This is a genomic window from Flavobacterium sp., from assembly GCF_039932285.1.
Taxonomy (GTDB): Bacteria; Bacteroidota; Bacteroidia; order Flavobacteriales; family Flavobacteriaceae; genus Flavobacterium.
The window spans coordinates 24,264-47,405 of the sequence record NZ_JBDTQE010000013.1 but is presented as its reverse complement, the minus strand read 5'-3'; the positions used below and the strand labels follow the sequence as shown (position 1 = coordinate 47,405).

Genomic DNA, 23,142 nt, shown 5'->3' with positions numbered 1-23,142 from the left:
AAATGGCAGCCAACGATGTTGCTTCAAAAAATATTGCTTTGTCAAATGCCGGCGATTCATATACACATTCAGGAAAATTAGATAATGCTTATTCTGATTATAAAGAAAGTATTAAATTAAATAGTGCAGACTTACATAGTATTATGGGAATAGGTTGGATTGCTTTACAGCATGATAATAATGATGCTTTAGCCGAGAAAATATTTAAATTTGTTCAAACAAAAACTAAATCTCCGGAACCACTTTATAAATTAATTTTAGTAGCTCAGCACAAAAAAGATGCTGTTGCTGAAAAAAAGTATGCAGAACAATATGAAAGCATTGTTACCGATAGTATTTATGGTTCAATGTATACAAAATATTTAGTCCAACTTTATACTCAAATTCTTAATAATCCTGCTAAAGCTGAAATGTTAGCTAAAGCTGAACTTGAAAACAGAGCAACACCGCAAACCTATTCTTGGTATGTATATTCTTTATTAGCTAATAATAAAATTAATGAGGCAAATGTTATTTATAAAAAATATGTTTCAGGAAAACCACTTGAGGCGCTAGAATTATATTATATGGGGAAACTTATGGAAGCTAATAAAAAAGGATATAATGCTAGTCAATTTTATAAAGCTGCTAATGAAAATTATTATGATTTAAGTCCAAGTATAGCTCGCGATTTAGATTCTAAATTAAAAGAATAATAGTTATGTGAAAAATATTCGTTCAATTGTCCAATAGGTTGCAATAGCAAATATAATGGCTGACAAGGGAATAACGATATATTTTCGGTAATAAGGTTTGTCTCCAAAAAACTTTGCTAATAAAAAGTAAGCTGATACAATTATTGTAATTTGTCCTAATTCTACACCTACGTTAAACATTAACAATGAAGTTAAAAATGATTTTTCTGGCAATCCTAAGTTACTCAAGACACTTGCAAAGCCCATACCGTGTATTAATCCAAAAAGAAAAACAATTCCAATTCGTGATGGTTTCAAATTTGGTGAAATAATATTTTCCATCGCAACATACATAATCGATATTGCAATAATTGGTTCAACAATAGAACTTGGAGGATTAATAATCTGATACATCGACAAACCTAAAGTTACAGTATGAGCAACCGTAAATGCTGTGGCTTGGAGTAAAACTGGTTTGAGTTTTGGATTCAATAAAAACAAACTCAATACAAACAAAATGTGATCAATTCCTAGCGGAATAATATGTTGAAAGCCTAATTTTATATACAAAAAAATAGTGTCTTTGCCAGACATATTTTCTAATTCTACAACCGCAACATGAGCATTGGCTGATTGATAAATTCCTATAAATAAAAAAACGAAAAATAAATATTTGATTTTTTTATTATTATATAAACTGTTTTTCATTTTTTATAAGAGTTATTTAGCAAATATAATAAACAAAGCGAATTCTATCAATGATTATTTTTTAATGTTTTTAAAAGATAGAAATGTTATTATTATTCTATTACTAATTTCCCTGTTATTATTTTAGCATTCGAGGTTATTTTAGCAAAGTAAATTCCAGAGGAAAATTAATTATTTACATTAAAATTATCTTAAAGATTTTTTTAATCTAAATGATTACAAATTTCTCAAATAAGAATCACTTTAAAAAGAATAAAAATTTAATAACAGTATGAAATTCTTATAAAAAATTTATGATCTTTTTTGTAGATAGGAAAGTTAAAACTTTTAAAATTTATTAAATTAACAATATAAAAAATCTTTAGAAACTTATGATTATAAAAATAATGAGCTCGATACAATATCGAGCTCATTACGAAAAATAATATTTTTTATTAATTGATTATAATTTTTTTAGATGCTTTTTTACCTTCACTTTCTACATTTAGCATATAAATACCTGAAGATAATGAACTAAAATTAAGTTCTTTGCTAAATACTGAACCATTACTTAAGAATGTTTCATTATATATAGAACGTCCTCTCAGATCATGTAAAGTAATATTAACTTTATCGGAAGTTGATAAAACTACATTAAACAATCCGTTTGATGGGTTTGGATAAACTCCAAAATTTTCAAATTGATTTTCTTGAGTAGAGAGTGTACCTTGAACTACAAAATTATCAATAAATACTCCTGTTTGATTAGCTCCTCCATCAGAAACAAATTTAAATCTAAAAATGATGTTTGATGGTCCAGATGTAATTCCTCTTGCTAAATCTGAGGCTGTAAGTGTATGTGTATAATTACGTTTATTACCATTTATACCAGTTCCTCCAAGCGCAACAGTTGGTCCAGTAGCATAAGCACCAGTCCATTGTTTACCTGGACACAATTGACAGTCATTTGTTGTGCCAGAACTAGTATTTGTTCTTGAACTATTATACCAATTAGAATCAGCAGCACTACCTAATATTTTCCATGTCGTACCAGAATCTGTAGAAAATTCAAGGTTAATGAAATCATAATTTTCTTCTAAATCAAATGCCATATCAAAACTTACGGTTGCATTATTATAAGTTGACAAATCATAACACTGTGACACTAAATAAGATTCAGAATTATCGGGGTAATTGCCTACTAGTTTTGTCGCATAACCCGAAGAACTACCTGTAGCAGTAGTAGTTAAAGGTGATTTATTAACTGCTCCTCTTTCCCAAATTGAATTTGTATCCCCATTACCATCAATAGAAACTAGAGTATTTGCAGCAGTAGTAAACGGATTTATTGTTCCTACAGTACCATTATCATTCACAGTTATTAGTGTAGTTTTTGTATTATTTGTAGTATCAGTATCTCCCGTTACTGTTGTTAACACAGTTATACTATGAGTCCCTCTTGATAAAGCACCAATAGTAATAGAATAATTTTGACTTGGGTTAGTACATGCCGATAAAGAATTTCCTAACCAATTTACATTGGTAGAAGTCCCTCCATCAATAGAATATGAAATTGTTGTCGATGATGAAATTATATCTTGCGATCCTTGATTTTTAAGTATAAATGACACAGAATGAGACGCGCCACAAGCAACATTACTATCACCTGTAACTGAACTAACAACTAAATCTAAACCAGAATATTTAGCCCCTACATTTACAGCATACCAAGCATCCATAACAGCAATATATTCTGTTGAGCCACAACCATAAACATTTTTTGCAACTTCAATAGTCGCATTTCGCATATCTGAATATGTAGCATTTGATGTCAAATAATCTCTTTCTGCAAAATAGGTAATTTGAGAAGACTTAGCCATTCCAATACCTGTAGTTGTAGTTGTTCTTGTAGGAGTAGCATTGTTTGTCCAATTTGTTTTTCCAATTGTAAGCAAATAAAACCAATGGTTTAATACACCACTGTTAGTATGAACTCCACAATGATCATTTCCGCTTGTAGGTGCACATGAACCGTCATCTGCTGTAGCTGACCAATTTGTTCCAAGATAAGTATCAGGATCACCTTTAGTTGTAGGATAACTCATAGAACGTAATGCACTAGCCGTTGACGAAAGATCTTCTCCTACCTTCCAAAGTCCCAAAGTTCCTGGAGATGCAGTATCAGCAGTAGCATTCAGATTCCCATTTCTACCATATTGCTCAATACAAGCACCCCAAATATCAGAAAGTCCTTCATTCATCCCTCCAGATTGATTCTGATAAGCTAAATCACAAGTATAAGTACAAATTGCATGACCAATTTCATGTCCACAAACATCTAAAGCTGTAAAAGGTCTAGTACTTCCATCACCATAAGTCATTACATTTCCATTCCAAAAAGCATTACTGTATCCTGCTCCACCTGCAACATCATCATAATGTACATAACTTTTTATTTTAGCACCTGCATCATCATAACTGTTTCTTCCAAAAATATTCTTCCAAAAATCATGAGTCATTTCCGCACCCCAATGTGCATCAAGCGCTGCATTATCTTTTGTTGCCGAAGCTGCCGCATAATTTCCAGTAGTCCATGTATTTGTAGAATTCACGAAATCTACTAAAGCATAAGATGGTGCCTTTCCAGAATTATAAGTCGCTGTACCATTTCCTGTTCCTCTTGTATCTTCCTGCAAAATATAATTAGCACCCACTAATTTAGTTTCTATAGATTTTGTTCCACTATAACGTGTTGCAGCTGTTCCTGTAAGAAAGTAAGTATTTGTATTATTTTCAAGAATAATAGCTTCTCCTTTTTTAGCATTTGCGTCGATTTCTTTATTAGAAGTTAATTTTGTCAAATGCTTAATAATAGGATTTTTGTATAGAATTTCTCCAGTGTGAGCATCAACAAATATTTCATTTCTAGATAGCGGAGTCATTGCATAAATATCATATTTATATGCTAATCTGATTTCTGCAACATTTATTTTTGGAAAAATTACAAGTTCACCTACGGGCTTAACATAATCCATTGCTCTAGCGCTATTATCATCTTCCCATAAATATTTTTGAGCACCAATAAAATTTAATGCACGATTAAAACAATCTTGTTGAGATAATGTTGGTTTTATGTCTAAGTTTTTAGCATCATATAATTCTCCATTAACACTTTCAACTTGTCCGTTACGTGCGTGTGTGATTGCAGTTCCAAACTCAACTTTTATACCTTTATAATATTGTTGATAACGTTGGTGTGTAAATCCAGAAAAATCAGAAGTTTCTTTTTTCTCCACAAAAGTATTATTTTCATCTAAATTGTAATTTTTACCAAATTCAGAAATAGCAACTTCTTTTGAAGTCGTATTTTCAAGTTTAATCGTTTTTTGATAAGCATTATCAGGATTGTATGTTTTAGCATTTTGAGCCAAAATACCTGATGTAAATAATATCATTAAGAATAATGACAAGATATAATTTTTTTTCATTATTTATTTTAATTTGTATTTTGATGCAATATTAATAAAAAAAATGTTAATTTCTATTTTTTTAGCACATTTGATTCCTGAGAAAATGCTAATAACTATTAAATGTAAATTAAAATAAACATCAATTTTGAATATAAAAAATGATATTTAGAAAGCATAGTGTTTTTTACTCCCAGTAATAAGAGCTTAATTAGCTCAAAATCTCAGAATATTTATAATTAATGTATCTGCTGGAAAAATTAATAAACAAAATATTAATTTAAAAAGATAACTAATAAATGAGCAAAAAAAATTAGTAGGGGGCAAATAATTAATTGATTTAAATGTATAAAAAAAACCACGTCAAAAACGTGGTTTTCTATAAAGACACATATATTATTTAGAAAACGAAAATTGCTCTTTCTCCCATCATTTCGTTTACTTGGTCAGCAACTTCTTCTAGGATTTTTTCGTTTGTATGATTCATAATTACTTTATCGATAAAAGCAACAATCGTTTCCATGTCATCTTCTAATAAACCACGAGTGGTAATAGCTGGTGTTCCAACACGAATTCCTGAAGTTACAAATGGTGATTTATCATCAAAAGGAACCATATTTTTGTTTACTGTAATTTCTGCTTTAACCAATGCATTTTCAGCTTCTTTTCCAGAAATATTTTTATTTCTTAAATCGATTAGCATCATATGATTATCCGTTCCGCCAGAAATAATGTTATAACCTCTTTTTACAAACGCTGCTGCCATAGCTTTAGCATTTTTTTGTACTTGCATTGCATATCTAAAAAACTCATCTGTTAGTGCTTCTCCAAATGCAACTGCTTTTGCAGCAATAATATGCTCTAAAGGACCACCTTGATTTCCAGGAAAAACTGACATATCTAAAACATGCGACATCATTCTAATCTCTCCTTTAGGCGTTGTTAGTCCCCAAGGGTTTTCGAAATCTTTCCCCATCATAATTAATCCACCACGTGGTCCACGAAGTGTTTTGTGTGTTGTTGTGGTTACAATATGACAATGAGGAATTGGATCGTTCATTAATCCTTTAGCTATTAATCCAGCTGGATGCGAAATATCAGCCATCAAAAGTGCACCAACTGAATCTGCAATTTTACGAAAACGTTCAAAATCCATATCACGAGAATAAGCAGATGCTCCCGCAATAATTAGTTTTGGTTGTTCTTTTGTTGCAATTTCTTGTATTTTATCATAATTCAGAATTCCTGTTTCTGGTTCAACACCATAAAAAGTTGGACTGTATAATTTCCCTGAAAAATTTACTGGCGAACCATGCGTTAAGTGACCCCCATGAGATAAATCGAAACCTAAAATTTTATCTCCTGGTTTTAAACAAGCGGCAAAAACTGCTGTATTTGCTTGTGAACCTGAGTGTGGTTGTACGTTTGCATATTCTGCACCAAACAAATCTTTAGCTCTATCTATAGCAATTTGTTCTATAACATCAACTACCTCACAACCTCCGTAATATCTTTTTCCAGGATACCCTTCAGCATATTTATTTGTTAGTACTGATCCTGCGGCTTCCATTACTTGGTCGCTTACAAAATTTTCGGAAGCAATTAGCTCTAAACCGTGAATTTGTCTGTCTTGTTCTTCAATAATTAGGTCAAATATTTGTTGGTCGCGTAACATATTTTTTATTTAGTTAAATTCAGTACAAAAATACAAAAAAACGTTTGGTAAAATAATAGTTTATGATATATTTGGTATAAGAATTATCAACAAATAAATAATATAATTATATGCCCATTACAGCAAACGATGCAACTAGAAAATCATGGTTAAACATAGCTGATGACAGCGACTTTCCTATACAAAATATTCCTTTCGGTGTTTTTTTAACCAAAGAAAATATAGTAACAGTAGGAACTCGAATTGGAGATTATGCAATAGATTTAGGTGCTTTACAACAATTAAATTATTTTGAAGGAATAGAATTAACCGATGATGTTTTCATGCAAGACACTTTAAATGATTTTATTTCTGATGGAAAAAAAACATGGAGATTGGTTAGAAATCGTATTGCAGATATTTTTGATATTAACAATCCGAAACTAAAAGAAAGTAAAAAACATCGAGACATAGTTATCTTTAATATTGATGATGTAGAAATGCAACTTCCTGTCTTTATTGGTGATTATACTGATTTTTATTCGAGCAAGGAGCATGCTACAAACGTAGGGAAAATGTTTCGTGATCCAGAAAATGCTTTGTTACCTAACTGGTTACATATTCCTGTGGGGTATCACGGAAGAAGTTCTACGATTGTTCCTTCTGGGATTCCGGTACATAGACCAAACGGACAAACTTTGCCAAATGGAGAAACACAACCTGTTTTTGGTCCTTCTAAATTAGTGGATTTTGAATTAGAAACTGCTTTTATTACAACCGATGCAAATATTATGGGAGATAATATTCCTGTAAATGAAGCTGAAGAATATATTTTCGGAATGGTTTTACTAAACGATTGGAGTGCTCGTGATATTCAGAAATGGGAATATGTGCCACTAGGCCCATTTTTAGCAAAAAACTTTGCTTCTTCTATTTCTCCTTGGATTGTAACTATGGATGCCCTTGAACCTTTTAGAGTGCAAAGTCCAAAACAAGAACCAACGACACTACCGTATTTACAACAAAAAGGAAAACATTCCTTCGATATTAATCTAGAAGTATCTATTGCTCCTGAAAATGCTGAAGCAACTGTGATTTCTAGATCCAATTATAAACATATGTACTGGACAATGAGCCAGCAATTAGCACACCATACGAGTAATGGTTGTCGAGTAAATTCTGGTGACATGATGGGTTCTGGCACAATTTCTGGACCTACCGAAGATAGTTTTGGGTCTATGCTAGAACTTACTTGGGGTGGAAAAAATCCTATAAAAATGAATGATGGTTCCGAAAGAAAATTTATAAATGATGGCGATACTGTAATTATGAAAGGTTTCTGCAAAAATGACAAAGTTAGAATTGGTTTTGGAGAAGTTTCTAGTAAATTATTGCCTGCCAATAAAATGAAATAATTCTTATCACTTTTAGAAAATAAAAAAACTCCAAAATTTAATTTTGGAGTTTTTTTGGCTCGATGTTTGCCTTATTTAGCCCAGATAGAAACGATATCCTTTTACTTTTTTCTTTAGAAAGTAAAAGATATAGTGAATAGCTGGAAATAGCTTCAAAAAAATTATATTTGTCTAATCTAAAACCTAAGTTTATGAAAAAAAATACATTATTATTTCTTGTTTCTTGTTTCATTTTTTCTTGTGGCGTAAAAAAAACACAATCGTTATTAAGTGATGGTGATTATGATAGTGCCATAAATCGAGCTGTCGAATCATTACGTACAAAAAAAGATTCAAAAGGAAAACAGGATTATGTTTATTTGCTTGAAGAAGCTTTTGCTAAAGCCAAAGATCGTGATTTACGTAATATAGATATGCTAGCTAAAGATGCTAATCCTGCAAATTTGGAGAGAATATATAATACTTATTTGCAATTAAATAGTCGTCAAGAACGTATTCGTCCTTTGCTGCCATTACAATTACTTAAAGACGGACGAAATGCTTATTTCCCTTTAGATAATTATTCAGACCAAATTGTAAACAGTAAAAATTCATTATCTAAATATTTATATGATAATGCTACTAAACTTTTGAAATCTAATAATAAAATGGATTTTAGGAAATCATACGATGATTTAGCTTACCTAGAGAGTTTGAATCCAGGATATAAAGATGTGAATAAACTCATGAATGAAGCCAAGCTAAAAGGAACTGATTTTGTAAGTGTTTATACAAAGAATGAAACTAATATGATTATTCCAACTCGATTGCAAGATGATTTATTAGATTTTAGTACATATGGACTAAATGATAAATGGACAGTTTATCATAGTAATAAACAAAAAAACATTAACTACGATTATGGATTGATTGTAAATTTTCGTCAGATAAATATTTCTCCAGAACAAATTAAGGAGAAAGAATTTATTAAAGAAAAACAGATTAAAGATGGGGTAAAAACACTTTTAGATTCCCACGGAAATGTTGTGAAAGATAGTTTAGGACATCCTATAAAAGTTGATAATTTTAAGAATATCCGAGTAGATATTTATGAATTTAAGCAGTTTAAATCATGTCAAGTTACGGCCAAAGTAGATTATATCGATTTCAGAACTAATCAACTAATAGAAGCTTTTCCTGTGGCAAGTGAGTTTGTATTCGAAAATATTTATTCAACATACAATGGAGATAAAAATGCTTGTGACGAAAGTTATATGCAATATTTTAACAAACGTGCTGTTCCGTTTCCTAGTAATGATCAAATGGTTTATGATTCGGGGGAGGATTTAAAATCTAAATTGAAAGATGTAATTACCAGAAATAGATTTAGAAGATAATTTTTTTTAAATTCTATAATTAAAAAAAACTAGAACTCAAGATTAAAGTTGATTTCTAGTTTTTTTTAGTTTTAAAATTAAAGTATATAAATGAAAATTGGGTAAAATCGTCTTTTATAAATTTTTTATATACTATTTTTCTTTTGGTCAATATATTGGTTATTAAAATATTTATTAGGTTTAATGTACACGACATTATTTTTAAAATCGAGGAATATATTAAATTTTCTTAAAATTTCGTTCCCTAAAACATGAACATTTTTATCCTTCAATGGCTTTTGTGAAGTTGTTATTTGGACTGGAATATTTTTAAGTTTATATCCTCCGATTTTTAATGTTTGCAAAATAGAAGTAATAACAGGAATTTCGTTTCCTTGTGCACCTTTCATTATTACTTTTTTGATAATCTTCATTTTACTAGTCGGAAAGGCACCTTTTTTTAATAAATCATTATCTAACATTACAGTTCTTTCAAAGCCAGTATCAAAGAGGAAAAGATCATTGTTTGTAATTCCATTTTCCTTAATTTCACTTAAAACTAAAAACAAGTCTTTAAAAAATTCCATTTTTAAGGCACTAAATTTGCTGTCTAATATTACATGTTTGGGCAATTCAGAATGAATAATCATAGCGTGATTGTCATAATTGAGTTCAACAACTTTTCCTTTGAAAAAGTCCCAGCCAAATCTTCCATCTGTTCCGTGTCCTGCTAATTCAGCGTCATAAACTTTAGTTTTGTAATTTGTTTTTCCAATTTTTAAATTATAAAATGTGTTATAAAGTTTTGGAGTAAATTTAAGTTTATTCTTTAAAACATCATTTGTTAAAATCAATTCGGTTGTTCCTGTATCAAAATTTAAGTTTAAAGTGTCTTTTTCATTGAAAACAGCTTTTATAAAAATTGTATTATGCTCGTTAATAGTCAATGAAATAGTGTCCCTAAATTCTATTTTTTGAGCAAAACTCTTTATAGAAAATAGTATAAAAGCAAAAAATAATAACTGTTTCATTTTTAGGATAATCTTTTGTAAATGCTATATTGTATTGAATAAGCAAATGGTATTGTGAAAAATAAACCAATGCATAAGGCAATGATTCCAATTGCAGAGAATATTCCAGCCACAATCATTAATAATAAAACAATAAAAAAGTTATTGGAAATTCTGGTGCAACTTAACTTTACAGCATCAATAAAATTTAAACTCTTAAAAATAACTAATGGTATTGTTATAAATGTAAGTATCGATACGGTGTAAGAAATTATAAATCCTAGTATTTCTCCCGAAGTATTTGGCATAACATTTTTTATCAAAATATTTAGTCCTACCGAAAATAACGAAATTGCAGCTGTTGCTAATATAATATCTAAAAATTGAGGACTGTTTACATAATAATATATTGAAGAAAAAGTAACTTCTTGTTCATTATCTGCATCATGTGCCATTTTTAGCATTCCAGCTACAAACGGACTTATAAGTACCGTAAAGCCTATAACGACAGCAAAATAAATTAACATTCCATTTATTGATAACGTTTCTGGATTAAAATTTTTCATCAGTTCAGGAAGTTTATCAGCCTCAAAAAAGTAACCAATTCCCACTAATGCGAGCATTGTTAGTATAAGCATTAGAAACATAAAAGCCAATCCGCCTATAAGCGCCGTTTTTTTCCAGATTTCAAAAGCCTCGTTAATTACTTCTCCTAGATCTAAAGATTTTTTGATATTATTCATTTCTTCGTTTTGTGAATTCTCGTTTGTCATATTTTTAATTTATATTTTATAATAGATTTCGTTAAATGGAATTCTGAAGCGTTCGCCATATACTCCGTTTTCATCTCGAATACCGCAACCAATAATCATATTTATTTCTGATGATGAAGGTAATTGCAATATTTTTTTCACTCGTAAAGAATCAAAACCTTCCATAGGACAAGTGTCATAATTTATAGAAGCCATACTAATCATAAAGTTTTGGGCTGCTAATCCAGCACTTTTATGAGCAACAATTCTCATGTCACTTTGCCTTGTTTGTCTATAAATGGGTTTAAATATCCCAATAATTTGGAATATTATAAATTTTATTACACCTAAAATTCCCAAGAAATCAAGATATATTGTGGGAACAATTTTTTTATAATAATTAAGTGCAAACTTTTCTCTTTTTGAATATTCAGATTCTGGTTTATTGCCATACTGCGATTTTAGAAATTCAATATTGGACTGAACTCTCTTTTTCCACAAATCTTTTCTAGCCACAATTACAACAATCTGTTGTGCTGTTTTTGCCGCATTTTGATCTAAACAAGCAACGGTAAGTTTTTGTAATATTTCGGGAGAAGTAATATGGTAAAATTCCCAAAGTTGCATATTGCTACTAGTTGCCGCTAATGATGCAAGTTTTATACAATCTTTGACTTTTTGTTCGTCAATTGCCTCTTTTTTGAAAACTCGAACAGATCTTCTGTATTCTATAGCTTCTCGTGCCGTTTTTTCTTCCTTTATAACCATCCTAAAATTCTTTTTATAAGATTTACTTTGTTTTTGTATGGTGCATATCTTAGTGGTAAGTCTAACCAATTTCCTTTTCTGACAATGGCTTTTTTATGCGAAAAAGTATCAAAACTTAGTTTTCCGTGGTAAGCGCCAATACCGCTATGACCAACACCACCAAAAGGCAAACGACTGTTTGAAAAATGAATGATAGTATCATTTACACAACCTCCACCAAAAGAATATTTATTAAGAACTTCCTTGATAAATGAATTGTTTTCTGAAAAAATAAATAAGGATAATGATTTTTCGTATTTTGAAATAATTCTTTCAATATCTGCTTTTGATTCGTAAGAAAGAATTGGTAAAATAGGGCCAAAAATTTCATCTTGCATCACTGGACTATCTAAATTAGGCTCGTCGAGTAGTGTAGGAGCAAGGTAAAAATCACTTCTGTTAGATTCGCCACCAGAAAGAACAGTTTGATTTTCGATTAAGCTTAACTGTCTTTCCCAGTTTTTTAGATTAATTATCCTAGCAAAATCTTCAGATTCTTGAGGGTTTTCTCCTAACGCATTTTTTATTTCTTCGATAAGATAATTTACTAATTTGGATTTCATTTTATGATGAACCAAAATATAATCTGGTGCAATGCAAGTTTGTCCCGCATTTAAAATTTTACCCCAAATAATGCGTTTTGCAGCTAGTGGAAGATTCGCAGTTTCATCTACAATACAAGGGTTTTTCCCGCCTAATTCTAGCGTTACGGGTGTTAGGTTTTCGGCTGCAGCTTTTGCAACAATCTTTCCAACAGCCACACTTCCTGTAAAGAAAATATAATCCCAACGTTTTTTTAGTAAGTCTTGAGCAATCGTATAATCGCCAGTTACAGCTACTACGTGTTTTACTTCAAATGATTCTCTAATGATTTTTGATATTATTGCTGAAGTATAAGGCGTAAGTTCCGATGGTTTTAACGTGACTTTATTTCCCGCTGCAACGGCTGCAATAAGTGGGCTAATGGCCAATTGAAAAGGATAATTCCATGGGGAAATTATAAGTACTTTTCCGTAAGGATCACTGTAAATATAATCTGAAGAAGGAAAATTGAGAAGTGATGGAAAAACCCATTTTGGTTTGCTCCAAGAATCTATTTTATTGATCGTATTTCTTAATTCCGAAATGATATAAGATGTTTCAGTAACAATACCTTCAAATCTTGGTTTTTTAAAATCTTTATATAAGGCATCCAAAATTTCTTCTTCGTGAATGATAATATTTTTTAAGAGCTTTTTTAATGCTTCTTTTTTTTGTAAAACAGTTGGCAAATTATTCATCGAAAATATTTTTGTTAATACCTTTTTTGGGGTAATTGTTTTTTTATTTTTCTACCACATAGAGACATAGATTAGATAAAACGGTTAAGGCATTTTACTTTTTTTAAGTAAAACATAACTATGTAAATTCAAGAATTGAATTAAACCAATCTTTTTTCTATGTTTCTGTGTGGTTTAGTTTGTGTTTTTTTATATTAATTTTACCCAACGGGCATGCTAATTTAATAAATTAAACGGCACGCCAAATAACATCTTCAGGAATTGGTGCAATAATTTGTATATTTTCTTTCGTAACAGGATGTATGAATACTAATTTTCTGGCATGCAGATGTATTCCTCCGTCGGGATTACTTCGATCGAAACCATATTTTAAATCTCCTTTTATGGGTGAACCAATAGCCGAAAGTTGTGCCCTAATTTGGTGATGGCGACCTGTGTGAAGATTAATTTCTAAAGCAAAATAGTTGTTTAATTCTTTGATTATTTTATAATCTAGGGATGCTAATTTACTTTCAGGAACTTCTTTGAGATGTGCTTTTGAAGTATTATTTTTCTCGTTTCTTTTTAGATAATGAACTAATTTATCTTCACTTTTTTCGGGTTTCTTTTTTACAACAGCCCAATATGTTTTTTGAGTTTCTCGATTACTAAACATTTCGTTAAGTCGCGTTAATGCCTTACTGGTTCTTGCGAAAACTACAATTCCGGTTGTTGGTCTGTCTAATCTGTGCACAACGCCCAGAAAAACTTCGCCAGGTTTATTATATTTATCTTTTATATATTCTTTGACCACTTCCGATAACGGTTTGTCACCTGTTTTGTCACCCTGCACAATATCGCCTACACGTTTATTTACCACAATAATGTGATTGTCTTCGTGAAGGATTTGGAGGTTATTTTTAGTAGAGAGAATTTTCAAAATCGATTAGTTAGATTGTTAGACTTTTAGATTATTAGATTATTAGATTTTTAATGTTGAACGAAATTTAGAAGTCATTTTGACTATTCTATCAATACTAAATGAAAATTCGTCTAATTTAGATTGATTGATGTAACCTAAATCAAATGCTATTAATAATTGAGTTTCAATTTCATAAATTGAGCCAATCGCAATTTCAAGAAATCTTAAAAAATCTTTGTTACTGCTTCTAGAGCATCCTTCTGCAATATTTGAAGGAACAGATACTGATGCTCTGCGAAGTTGATTGGTTAATCCAAATTTTTCACTATCTGGAAAATTAGCAGTTACAATGTAAATTTCAGAACAAAATACTCTACTTAATTTCCAAATTTCTAAATCTTTAAATCGGTGCATACTTCTAATAATCTAACAATCCATTAATCTAATAATCGAAATTAATATTGTTCGCCAGCATTGGGGAAATCTTTACTCTTCACATCAGCAACATAATTGCCTATGGCTTTTGTCATTTGGTCATATAAATCTAGATATCTTCTTAAGAATCTTGGACTAAACTCGTTATTCATACCTAACATATCATGAATAACTAAAACTTGTCCGTCGACTCCGCCACCAGCTCCAATTCCTATTACAGGAATAGAAATACTTTCAGCTACTTTAGTCGCTAAATGTGCTGGAATTTTTTCTAAAACCAAAGCAAAACAACCTAATTTTTCTAATAATTTAGCATCTTCAAGTAGTTTTTCGGCTTCTTCTTCTTCTTTGGCACGAACAGTATAAGTTCCAAATTTATAGATAGATTGTGGTGTAAGACCCAAATGACCCATCACTGGAATTCCAGCATTTAGGATTTTCTTGATGGAATCTTTTATTTCTCTTCCGCCTTCTAATTTCACAGCATGTCCGCCACTTTCTTTCATGATTCTAATAGACGAACGCAAAGCTTCTTTTGAATCCGATTGGTAACTCCCAAAAGGCAAATCGACAACAACCAAAGCTCTTTCAATAGCACGAACGACGCCAGATGCGTGATAAATCATTTGATCTAAAGTAATAGGTAAAGTCGTTTCGTGTCCAGCCATAACATTACTGGCAGAATCGCCAACTAAAATGACATCAACTCCAGCGGTATCTACAATTTTTGCCATCGTATAATCGTAGGCTGTAAGCATAGAAATTTTCTCACCATTGGCTTTCATTTCTATTAATGATTTGGTGGTAATTCGTTTGTAATCTTTTTTAGCTACGGACATATTTTAGATTATTAGATATTTAGACTTCTTAGATTTTTAGAATGTAAAAGTAGTAAAATCGTTCAGTTTAGTTGTAAATACTGAGAAAATTATATTGAGAATTTATTGATTTTTTTTAAAGTAAGTAACGTTGATATGCTTGCTAATAATACACCAATTGTATAGTAAGCTAAATCACTCCAAAGAAAACCTTGACCAAGTGCATAATGTCCCAATGAAGTTTTTCTGATAGCAACAATCCATTCTGCTTTATAAAGTTGAAGAAATTCGATACAATAGCAGAATAATAAAGCTAGAATTATGGTTTGCTTTTGATTGTAATTAGGAAAAAGAAAACACATTCCAAAATAGACCATTACAGCATATAAAATATCTCCAAAAAAAGTTGGAATTCCTTCAATTTTTCGGGATATAATTCCCAAAATGATGGTGAGTATAATTAATACAAAATAAAAAAGTCGATTGTTTTTTAACATAATAATTTTAACAATCTGCCAAATTTACCGCAATAGCCAATCCACCTTCAGATGTTTCTTTGTATTTATTATTCATGTCTTTTGCGGTTTGCCACATGGTATTTACCACTTTATCTAAAGGAACTTTAGCATTTTTAGGATCGGTTTCTAGCGCTAATTCGGCAGCATTGATGGCTTTGATGGCTCCCATAGTATTTCTTTCAATACAAGGAATTTGTACCAAACCACCAATAGGATCACAAGTTAATCCTAAATGATGTTCCATAGCGATTTCGGCAGCCATAAGGACTTGTTCAGGAGTTCCTCCCATGAGTTCACATAGTGCAGCTGCAGCCATTGCTGATGATACGCCAATTTCTGCTTGACAACCACCCATTGCAGCGGATATTGTTGCTCCTTTTTTGAATATACTTCCTATTTCGCCAGCAACCATTAGGAATTGTTTAATTTCTTTTTCGCCTGCATTATGATTTTCGATGCATAGATAATACATTAAAACAGCAGGAATTACACCTGCACTTCCGTTGGTTGGTGCTGTTACCACTCGTCCTAATGAAGCATTTACTTCATTTACCGCAAGGGCAAAGCAAGAAACCCATTTTAGGATTTGACGAAATTTAACTTCGGTTTTTCTGATACATTCTAACCATTCTTGTGGGTTCGAATAATTGGCTAATCCTATTAGGTTTTGGTGCATATCAAAAGCCCTACGACGAACATTTAATCCGCCTGGCAAAATCCCTTCGCTATGACAACCAATGTGCATACATTCTAACATGGTGATCCAAATTCTCATTAACTCATGATGAATTATTTCTTCAGAACGCATCGATTTTTCGTTTTCGTAGACGATTTCAGATATTTTTTTATTTTCCGAAATACAATATTGCAATAATTCTTCTGCTAAATTGATTGGATAAGGAAAAGCACATTTTATTTCAGTTTTTTTCTTTGCATTTATTCGTTCTTCTTTAACCACAAAGCCACCACCAATAGAGTAGAAGGTCGATTGGTATTCTTTTTCATCGGAAGTAAATGCGGTAAATGTTAATCCATTGGCATGAAAGGGAAGGAAGTTTTTATTAAAAACAATGTCTTGTAAAAAATAAAATGGAATGTGTTGTTTGCTACCCAAATTTATTTCTTTCTTATCTTCAATATTTTTTATAATTCCAGCAATATTCTGCACAGGAATATATTCAGGATCTTGCCCACTTAGGCCTAACATTATCGCTAAATCGGTTGCGTGACCGGTTCCTGTTAATGAAAGAGAACCATATAAATCTACTTTAACTCGAATTGTTTTTTCTAAAATATTTCTTTCAGTGAGTTCGGCTAAAAATCTTTCGGCAGCACGCCAAGGCCCAAGTGTGTGTGAGCTAGATGGACCAACACCAATTTTTAACATATCAAATACTGAAATACACTCTTCCATAAAACTGATTCTTTAGTATTACAAATATATGTTTTGTTTAATAAAGTTAGAATAATAATTATGTATTAAAATTCTTCCAATGCTATTATATTTTTCTATTTTTACAAATACTTTTTAATCCAATTTTTCATGTCTAAATTTTTCAGATTTCAAGAGTATAAAACATTGTTTTATAGAATATTATTGGCTTTTTTGTTTTATTCTATTGCAAGATTGGGCTTCTTTTTATACAATTATAAATTACTAAAAGTAGATTCGTTATCGGAATATATGGCATTAGCCTTTCATGGTTTGGTATTTGATACGACGGCAATTTTGTATGTAAACGGATTATTTATCTTACTTTCAATAGTACCATTTTGGATAAATACTTCAAAAAAATATCAAATTTTTCTTTTCTGGGTCTATTTTATATTTAATGGTATCGCGTATGCTACTAATTTTGTAGACTTTATTTATTACAGATTCACATACACTAGAACAACCATTGCTATTTTAGATATTGCAAAAAACGAAACTAATAAGGGAAGTTTGTTTTCTCGTTTTATTGTAGATTATTGGCATGTTTATGCTTTGTTTTTTCTTCTATTATTCGTTTGGATTTATTTGTATAAAAGAGTGAAAATTACTCAAACACAAATTATTATTAGTAAAATTAAATACTTTTCCTATTCGATAATAGGTTTATTGGTTATTGCAACTATTGCTATTGGCGGAATTCGTGGCGATTTTAAGAAAAGTACCAGACCTATTAATCTAATTGATGCCAATAGATATGTTACAAAACCACAACATGCAGATATTGTTTTAAATACGCCTTTTGCGTTAATCAGAACGATGAATACAAATACTTTTAAGAAGATTAATTTAGTATCTGAGGAGCAAATAAACAATACAATTCAACCTATAAAACAATACAAAAATAATCCACTCACGAAACCCAATATAGTTGTTATAATTACCGAAAGTATGGGAAGAGAATATTTGGGTGCATTTAATAAAAATTATGCGATTCCAGATTATAAAAGTTATACCCCATTTTTAGATTCGTTAGCCCAACATAGTTTAATTTTTACCAATGCTTTTGCAAACGGAAGCAAATCGATACACGGAATGTCGTCAGTTGTTGCTGGAATCCCGTCTTTTAGAGATGCATTTACATCATCGCCATATCCTAAACAAAAAATACAATCGTTGGTTTCAACGCTTAAAGAATTAGGTTATGACACTTCTTTTTTTCATGGTGCAGCCAATGGTTCTATGGGATTTTTAGGTTTCGGAAATATTTTAGGTTACGATCATTATTACGGACGGACAGAGTTTAATAACGACAACGAATTTGATGGTTCTTGGGGAATTTGGGACGAACCATTTATGCAATTTATGAAACAAGAATTAGACAAAAAGAAAATACCTTTTTTTAGTACTATATTTACAGTTTCTTCTCACGAGCCATTTATTCCGCCAGCAAAATATAAAGATACTTTTCCAAAAGGAACAATTCCTATGCATCAAGTGGTGGGTTATACTGATTTTGCTTTCAAGAAATTCTTTGAATCTGCTAGAAAGCAACTTTGGTTTAATAATACAATTTTTATAATCACAGCAGATCATTGCAATCAAACCTATTATCCGTTTTATAATCAAATAGTTAACCGTTCTGCAGTTCCAATATTAATTTACAAGCCTAATAGTAATCTTAAAGGTGTTAATACCGATTATGCACAACAAATAGATATTTATCCCACAATATTAGATATGATTGGCTATCAGAAACCTTTTAGAAGTTGGGGTAGAAGCTTGGTTGGAGAGAAAAAGATACCGCCATTTGTTTGTAATTTTAATGGTGGACAATATCAGTTTATGCAAGGAAATTATATTTGTACTTTCGATGGGAAAGATATTGTAGGAATATATGATAAAAAAGATTTGGGTTTAGAAAATAACTTGATGGGAAAAGTAAAAAATCAAGAAATAACAAAACTCGAAATTTCTGCAAAGGCTTTTATTCAAGATTATATGGAAAGAGTTATTGATAAGAAAATGTTTGTTGAGTAATGATTTTTAATTTGATTTCTTCTAAAAAAATATCTAAAATGAGATTAAGATTGATCATCGTATTAGTTCATTTTATGATTATCGCAGTTACTTGTAATGCACAAAATGAAGCTATTATTAGCGACACAACTTTTGTAAATCTAAAAGATTATAGTTCCGATTTTATTTTGGATATGAAGTATGCTACCGAAGATAATTTCTTAAAAACAAAAGTATATGATTGTGAATCCTGTTTTTTGAGATTAAAAACTATAAATTTTCTTATGGAAGCCAATAGAGAATTTATGAAAAAAGGCTACAAAATTAAGTTGTTTGATTGTTATAGACCGCTTGATGTTCAGAAAAAAATGTGGGCAATTGTTCCCGATGCAAATTATGTAGCAAATCCCGCAAAAGGTTCTATACACAATCGTGGAGGAGCAGTAGATATTACTTTAGTCGACGAAAATGGTATCGAGCTTGACATGGGAACTACTTTCGATTTTTTTGGTATAGAATCTAGTCATGATTACAGCGATTTCCCTCGAAAAATACTTAAAAATAGAAGGTTTTTGAAAAAAATCATGACACGTAATAATTTTGAATCCTTCGATTCTGAATGGTGGCATTACAATCTAATAGGTTCTAGAAAAGATAATTTGTCTAATTTTACTTGGCCGTGTGAGTAAAAGTTGAATTATAAATTATACTTTTTAGTAATATATGTTTAAGATAATTTTTGTCTGTGAATTGTCAATTATCTTTTCAATACGGCTGTAAAATTTTTCATTTACCATAGGACAACCATAACTATTACAAATGTAATGTTGTTGTTCGTTGTAAGGCACATCAAAATACTTGTGCAAAACTATATTTCTGTCGTAAGCATTGCTATTTGTTTTGTCCAGACCATATAATTTATAAGCTTTACCAAATTTTCCGACATAAGAATCTCCTATCGAATATTTTCCTAATGATGTAGAAAGGGAATTGTTTATATTGCTAAATTTTAGTTTTCCTTGAATCCCAGTTTCAGAACCAGAACCGTGTGCAACCAAACCTTTGTCGATAGTTTTATTGTTTTTTAAATCATAAATAAAAAAACGATTTTTTCCAGAAGGAATTCTCATATCTATAAAAAAAGCAATTTCTTTATTGTATTTGGAATTGATACTTATTAGTTTTTTTACTTCAAGTATTTGAGAATCTAGTTTTTCTTTTGGTGAATAAGTTAATTCAGGATTGGTTGTTGTACTAATTTTAGGATGGCTAATAAACTTAAAGCTTGCAAATGATATTCCTATAAATATTATGGTGAAAAATATTTTTCTCATGTTGATGTTTTTTCAATTTCAAAATCTGTTCGAAAATATTTTATATGACTAATTTTGCCGTTTCTTTTGCAATTCCAATAGTTGCAATTGAACCACTATTAAATCTTAAAAAATCCGTTTCAATTCCATCACTAAAAATTACGCCACTGGTCGGCATTAAAGATTCAATTGTCAACTTATTTTCTGATTTTATTATACCTGCCGTAATCCCAATTTGCGTTCTTATACTTTGAAAAGGTTCCCTAACTGCAAAAAGCAATTCATTTTCATTTAGTTTTGGTCTTTTAGGTTTTAAGTTTTTTTCAAAAATATTTGTAATCCCATACGACATATTAAAAATTGAACTTAACCAACCTGTTGAACCTGCTGGAGTTGATACAATTAAACCACTTGAAGAATGTTCTTCTATATTATTATTGAATGATATTTTATATTTTGCTGAAATATGTGTTGATGCTCCAATAAATAAATCATTAAATGCTAAAAGTCTTTGTCCATCATTAAGTTTTGCTTCTGCAAAACGCATAGTTTTTGAATTATATTGTTTTGTAATTACATTTTCAACTCCTCTAATAAAATTATTGGTGTCAAATGGTAATAAGATACCATCATATCTTTCTTTATCAGGATTTACAGCTATAATAGGGATGTTTTTTGAATATTTCGCTGTATTTGCTACAAGTCCATCTTGACCAATAACAATAATTAGTTGATTTTCTGAAAAAATAAAAGAGGAAACAAAATTTCTTTCTACTATTTTATTTTTAATAACTTTTGAAAGTTGCAGTTGCAACGATTGTAACGAACTTTGAAAAATTTCATTTTCAATTTCGTAATCATTAAAATTCCCTCCAAGTCTTTCTATGTAAAATTTTGCTTGCGCTTTGGTATTAAATCTTTCGATTAGTAATTCGAGGCGAGTTTTGTTTTTTACAATTATTGCATACTCAATTGCCATTTTATTTTATTTCTCATTTATCAAAGAATCTAGTAAATTGGGGCTGATATTTAAATTGCCAATTTTATCGGCATTTTCCGCTAACTGTCTAAAAGCAAGTGAAATATTAAATTTTGGATCAGGGTTATTGTTTAAAGCAGTCAAGATTTTCCAATCAATATCTTTATAGGGTTTTAATGTTGCTTCAATCACATATCCTTGTGTCTCAGCTTCTATTTTATCATTTTCTGTTTTTTGTTCAATTAAAAGTTTTCGTTGATTTTCTACAGAAATATCAGCTTCCAATTTCATTTCTCTTAATTTTCTTTCATTTTCGGCTTTTATAATTTCAGATTCCATTATTTTTTCTGTGATTTGCTTTTGCTTTTCTTCAATTGCAATTTCAGTATTAAGTTCGGTTTCTTTAATTATTCTTTCTTGCTCTACTGCAAAATTTCGTCTTTCATAAATTGCTTGGTCTGCTTCTTGTTGCAATTTTTCTCTAGTTTCAGTTTCTAATGCTCTAGACATTTCGGGTGTTGCAGAAATTGCCAAAATACTTGCTCCCAATATTTCTATTCCGAGCATATTTATTGCTGTAGAATTTTTTAATCCTTCAATAATACTTTCTTCGATTGTCTTTGCAGAACGAATTGCATCTTTTAGTTTTATTCCGTGAATAAATGATGAAGTTGCAGTTTGAGCTTCATTTATTAATCTTTGATTAAGCTTTTCAATATCGTTTTTTTTGTATTGTCCATTATCTTGAACTGTAAAATCTAATACATCGGATAATGTTTTTGGGTTTGTAATTTTATAGCTTATTTGTCCTTGAATTGTAACAGTTTGATAATCATTAGTAGATTCACTGAATATAAATGGCAAATCATTACTTCCCATTGGAATTGCAACAATTGAACTATTCGGAGAAAAATAGAAAAATGAAAGCCCACGACCTTCTTTTGAAATATTTCCGTTTTTGAAATGCAAAACATAAGTCATTGCATCAAATTTTATGTGTTTAAATCCAAACATATTTTATTTTTTTAATTATAATTAGTTTATTACTAGGAAATATTACTCAATACAAGAAAAATTATCTATAAAGAAATTCTCGGGCTCAAAAACACCAGTCACTTTTTCTCCACGAAGCTCTTTTTGTAGGATATAATCTTTAGTTTCCGAAGCCAATTTTATCCTCATCATAGTAATTGGATATTTTTTTAAATCTTCAAAATTATCTTTCATAAATAGAAAGCGAGCATTTAATAATCGATTGTTTAATTTTTCTTGCGCATTGTAAATTAAATTATCGCATTCGTTTTCGCCAGCATTTAATAAGGTGTAAATTTTTCCATTAGATAACTGAAAATAAACTTTAGAGTTTTTATCTAAACATTTTGGAGTAATAAAATCGGTGCTTTTCTGAATAATCTGAAGACTTAAAACAGGTGTTCCGTTATCAGAAATTAACGATAAGAAAACGAATTGTGCTGAATTCCCAAAGACTCTTTCATAAACCAAACAACTTTTGGTTTCTTTTAGTGTTCCAATCGAGTCGGTTACATTTACGCTGTATTCACAAGGTTTTTGTGCAAATAATAAAGATTGAAATAAGTAGAATAAAACAATTGTAGGAATTCTCAT

Annotated in this window: 21 protein-coding genes; 5 read left to right on the top strand and 16 right to left on the bottom strand. The window is 30.4% G+C overall.

Annotation, left to right across the window (positions count from 1 at the left end):
* Nucleotides 1–695 (top strand): hypothetical protein (locus tag ABI549_RS04550; RefSeq protein WP_348075269.1); only part of this gene is annotated, 695 nt, incomplete at its 5' end.
* A 3-nt stretch (nt 696–698) separates the two neighbouring features.
* On the opposite strand, the gene ABI549_RS04545 is transcribed toward ABI549_RS04550, so the two are convergent.
* From ABI549_RS04545 to glyA, 3 genes are all read right to left on the bottom strand, one after another.
* Complete coding sequence (locus tag ABI549_RS04545) at nt 699–1,382, bottom strand: HupE/UreJ family protein (protein ID WP_348075268.1); 684 nt, start codon at nt 1,380–1,382, stop codon at nt 699–701.
* Between the two features lie 434 nt (nt 1,383–1,816).
* Entirely contained in the window at nt 1,817–4,849 is a 3,033-nt protein-coding gene (locus ABI549_RS04540; RefSeq protein ID WP_348075267.1) for a M4 family metallopeptidase, read from the bottom strand.
* A gap of 379 nt (nt 4,850–5,228) precedes the next feature.
* Nucleotides 5,229–6,503 (bottom strand): serine hydroxymethyltransferase, encoded by a 1,275-nt coding sequence (gene glyA, locus ABI549_RS04535; protein ID WP_348075266.1) that lies wholly within the window; start codon nt 6,501–6,503, stop codon nt 5,229–5,231.
* Nucleotides 6,504–6,613: 110 nt separating this feature from the next.
* Between glyA and fahA the strand changes: the two genes are divergently transcribed.
* Both fahA and ABI549_RS04525 read left to right on the top strand, forming a co-directional pair.
* Nucleotides 6,614–7,897 carry a fumarylacetoacetase gene (gene fahA / locus ABI549_RS04530; RefSeq protein WP_348075265.1) on the top strand — a complete coding sequence of 428 codons (1,284 nt, stop codon included), beginning with the start codon at nt 6,614–6,616 and terminating at the stop codon, nt 7,895–7,897.
* Between the two features lie 191 nt (nt 7,898–8,088).
* The gene (locus ABI549_RS04525) at nt 8,089–9,273 is read left to right on the top strand and encodes a hypothetical protein (RefSeq protein WP_348075264.1); all 1,185 of its coding nucleotides are present in this window, start codon (nt 8,089–8,091) and stop codon (nt 9,271–9,273) included.
* A 125-nt stretch (nt 9,274–9,398) separates the two neighbouring features.
* On the opposite strand, the gene ABI549_RS04520 is transcribed toward ABI549_RS04525, so the two are convergent.
* From ABI549_RS04520 to ABI549_RS04480, 9 genes are all read right to left on the bottom strand, one after another.
* On the bottom strand, nt 9,399–10,283 hold the full coding sequence (locus tag ABI549_RS04520; protein ID WP_348075263.1) for a clan AA aspartic protease: 885 nt from the start codon (nt 10,281–10,283) through the stop codon (nt 9,399–9,401).
* Between the two features lie 2 nt (nt 10,284–10,285).
* Nucleotides 10,286–11,035 carry a hypothetical protein gene (locus tag ABI549_RS04515; protein WP_348075262.1) on the bottom strand — a complete coding sequence of 250 codons (750 nt, stop codon included), beginning with the start codon at nt 11,033–11,035 and terminating at the stop codon, nt 10,286–10,288.
* A 9-nt stretch (nt 11,036–11,044) separates the two neighbouring features.
* Complete coding sequence (locus tag ABI549_RS04510; protein WP_348075261.1) at nt 11,045–11,782, bottom strand: nitroreductase family protein; 738 nt, start codon at nt 11,780–11,782, stop codon at nt 11,045–11,047.
* Nucleotides 11,773–13,101, bottom strand: coding sequence for an aldehyde dehydrogenase (locus tag ABI549_RS04505; RefSeq protein ID WP_348075260.1), 1,329 nt, complete (start codon nt 13,099–13,101; stop codon nt 11,773–11,775). The genes ABI549_RS04510 and ABI549_RS04505 overlap by 10 nt, the downstream gene beginning before the upstream one ends.
* A gap of 229 nt (nt 13,102–13,330) precedes the next feature.
* Nucleotides 13,331–14,020 carry an RluA family pseudouridine synthase gene (locus ABI549_RS04500; RefSeq protein ID WP_348075259.1) on the bottom strand — a complete coding sequence of 230 codons (690 nt, stop codon included), beginning with the start codon at nt 14,018–14,020 and terminating at the stop codon, nt 13,331–13,333.
* A gap of 42 nt (nt 14,021–14,062) precedes the next feature.
* The gene (locus tag ABI549_RS04495) at nt 14,063–14,416 is read right to left on the bottom strand and encodes a four helix bundle protein (protein WP_348075258.1); all 354 of its coding nucleotides are present in this window, start codon (nt 14,414–14,416) and stop codon (nt 14,063–14,065) included.
* Nucleotides 14,417–14,457: 41 nt separating this feature from the next.
* The gene (gene panB, locus ABI549_RS04490) at nt 14,458–15,276 is read right to left on the bottom strand and encodes a 3-methyl-2-oxobutanoate hydroxymethyltransferase (protein WP_348075257.1); all 819 of its coding nucleotides are present in this window, start codon (nt 15,274–15,276) and stop codon (nt 14,458–14,460) included.
* A gap of 89 nt (nt 15,277–15,365) precedes the next feature.
* The gene (locus tag ABI549_RS04485) at nt 15,366–15,752 is read right to left on the bottom strand and encodes a DUF2809 domain-containing protein (RefSeq protein ID WP_348075256.1); all 387 of its coding nucleotides are present in this window, start codon (nt 15,750–15,752) and stop codon (nt 15,366–15,368) included.
* 7 nt (nt 15,753–15,759) lie between these two features.
* Nucleotides 15,760–17,187, bottom strand: coding sequence for an L-serine ammonia-lyase (locus ABI549_RS04480; RefSeq protein ID WP_348075255.1), 1,428 nt, complete (start codon nt 17,185–17,187; stop codon nt 15,760–15,762).
* 129 nt (nt 17,188–17,316) lie between these two features.
* On the opposite strand from ABI549_RS04480, the gene ABI549_RS04475 reads away from it, so the two are divergent.
* Both ABI549_RS04475 and ABI549_RS04470 read left to right on the top strand, forming a co-directional pair.
* Nucleotides 17,317–19,245: a sulfatase-like hydrolase/transferase gene (locus ABI549_RS04475; protein ID WP_348075254.1), complete on the top strand. Its 1,929-nt coding sequence runs from the start codon at nt 17,317–17,319 to the stop codon at nt 19,243–19,245.
* 38 nt (nt 19,246–19,283) lie between these two features.
* Nucleotides 19,284–19,913 carry a M15 family metallopeptidase gene (locus tag ABI549_RS04470; protein WP_348075253.1) on the top strand — a complete coding sequence of 210 codons (630 nt, stop codon included), beginning with the start codon at nt 19,284–19,286 and terminating at the stop codon, nt 19,911–19,913.
* 24 nt (nt 19,914–19,937) lie between these two features.
* Here the strand turns inward: ABI549_RS04470 and ABI549_RS04465 are convergent, their stop codons facing one another.
* The 4 genes from ABI549_RS04465 to ABI549_RS04450 are packed head-to-tail and all read right to left on the bottom strand — an operon-like array spanning nt 19,938 to nt 23,142.
* On the bottom strand, nt 19,938–20,558 hold the full coding sequence (locus ABI549_RS04465; protein ID WP_348075252.1) for a murein L,D-transpeptidase catalytic domain-containing protein: 621 nt from the start codon (nt 20,556–20,558) through the stop codon (nt 19,938–19,940).
* 40 nt (nt 20,559–20,598) lie between these two features.
* Nucleotides 20,599–21,516: a sugar kinase gene (locus ABI549_RS04460; RefSeq protein WP_348075251.1), complete on the bottom strand. Its 918-nt coding sequence runs from the start codon at nt 21,514–21,516 to the stop codon at nt 20,599–20,601.
* Nucleotides 21,517–21,522: 6 nt separating this feature from the next.
* A complete protein-coding gene (locus tag ABI549_RS04455; RefSeq protein ID WP_348075250.1) occupies nt 21,523–22,530 on the bottom strand; it encodes an SPFH domain-containing protein in 1,008 nt (335 codons plus the stop codon).
* Between the two features lie 42 nt (nt 22,531–22,572).
* A complete protein-coding gene (locus ABI549_RS04450; protein WP_348075249.1) occupies nt 22,573–23,142 on the bottom strand; it encodes a hypothetical protein in 570 nt (189 codons plus the stop codon).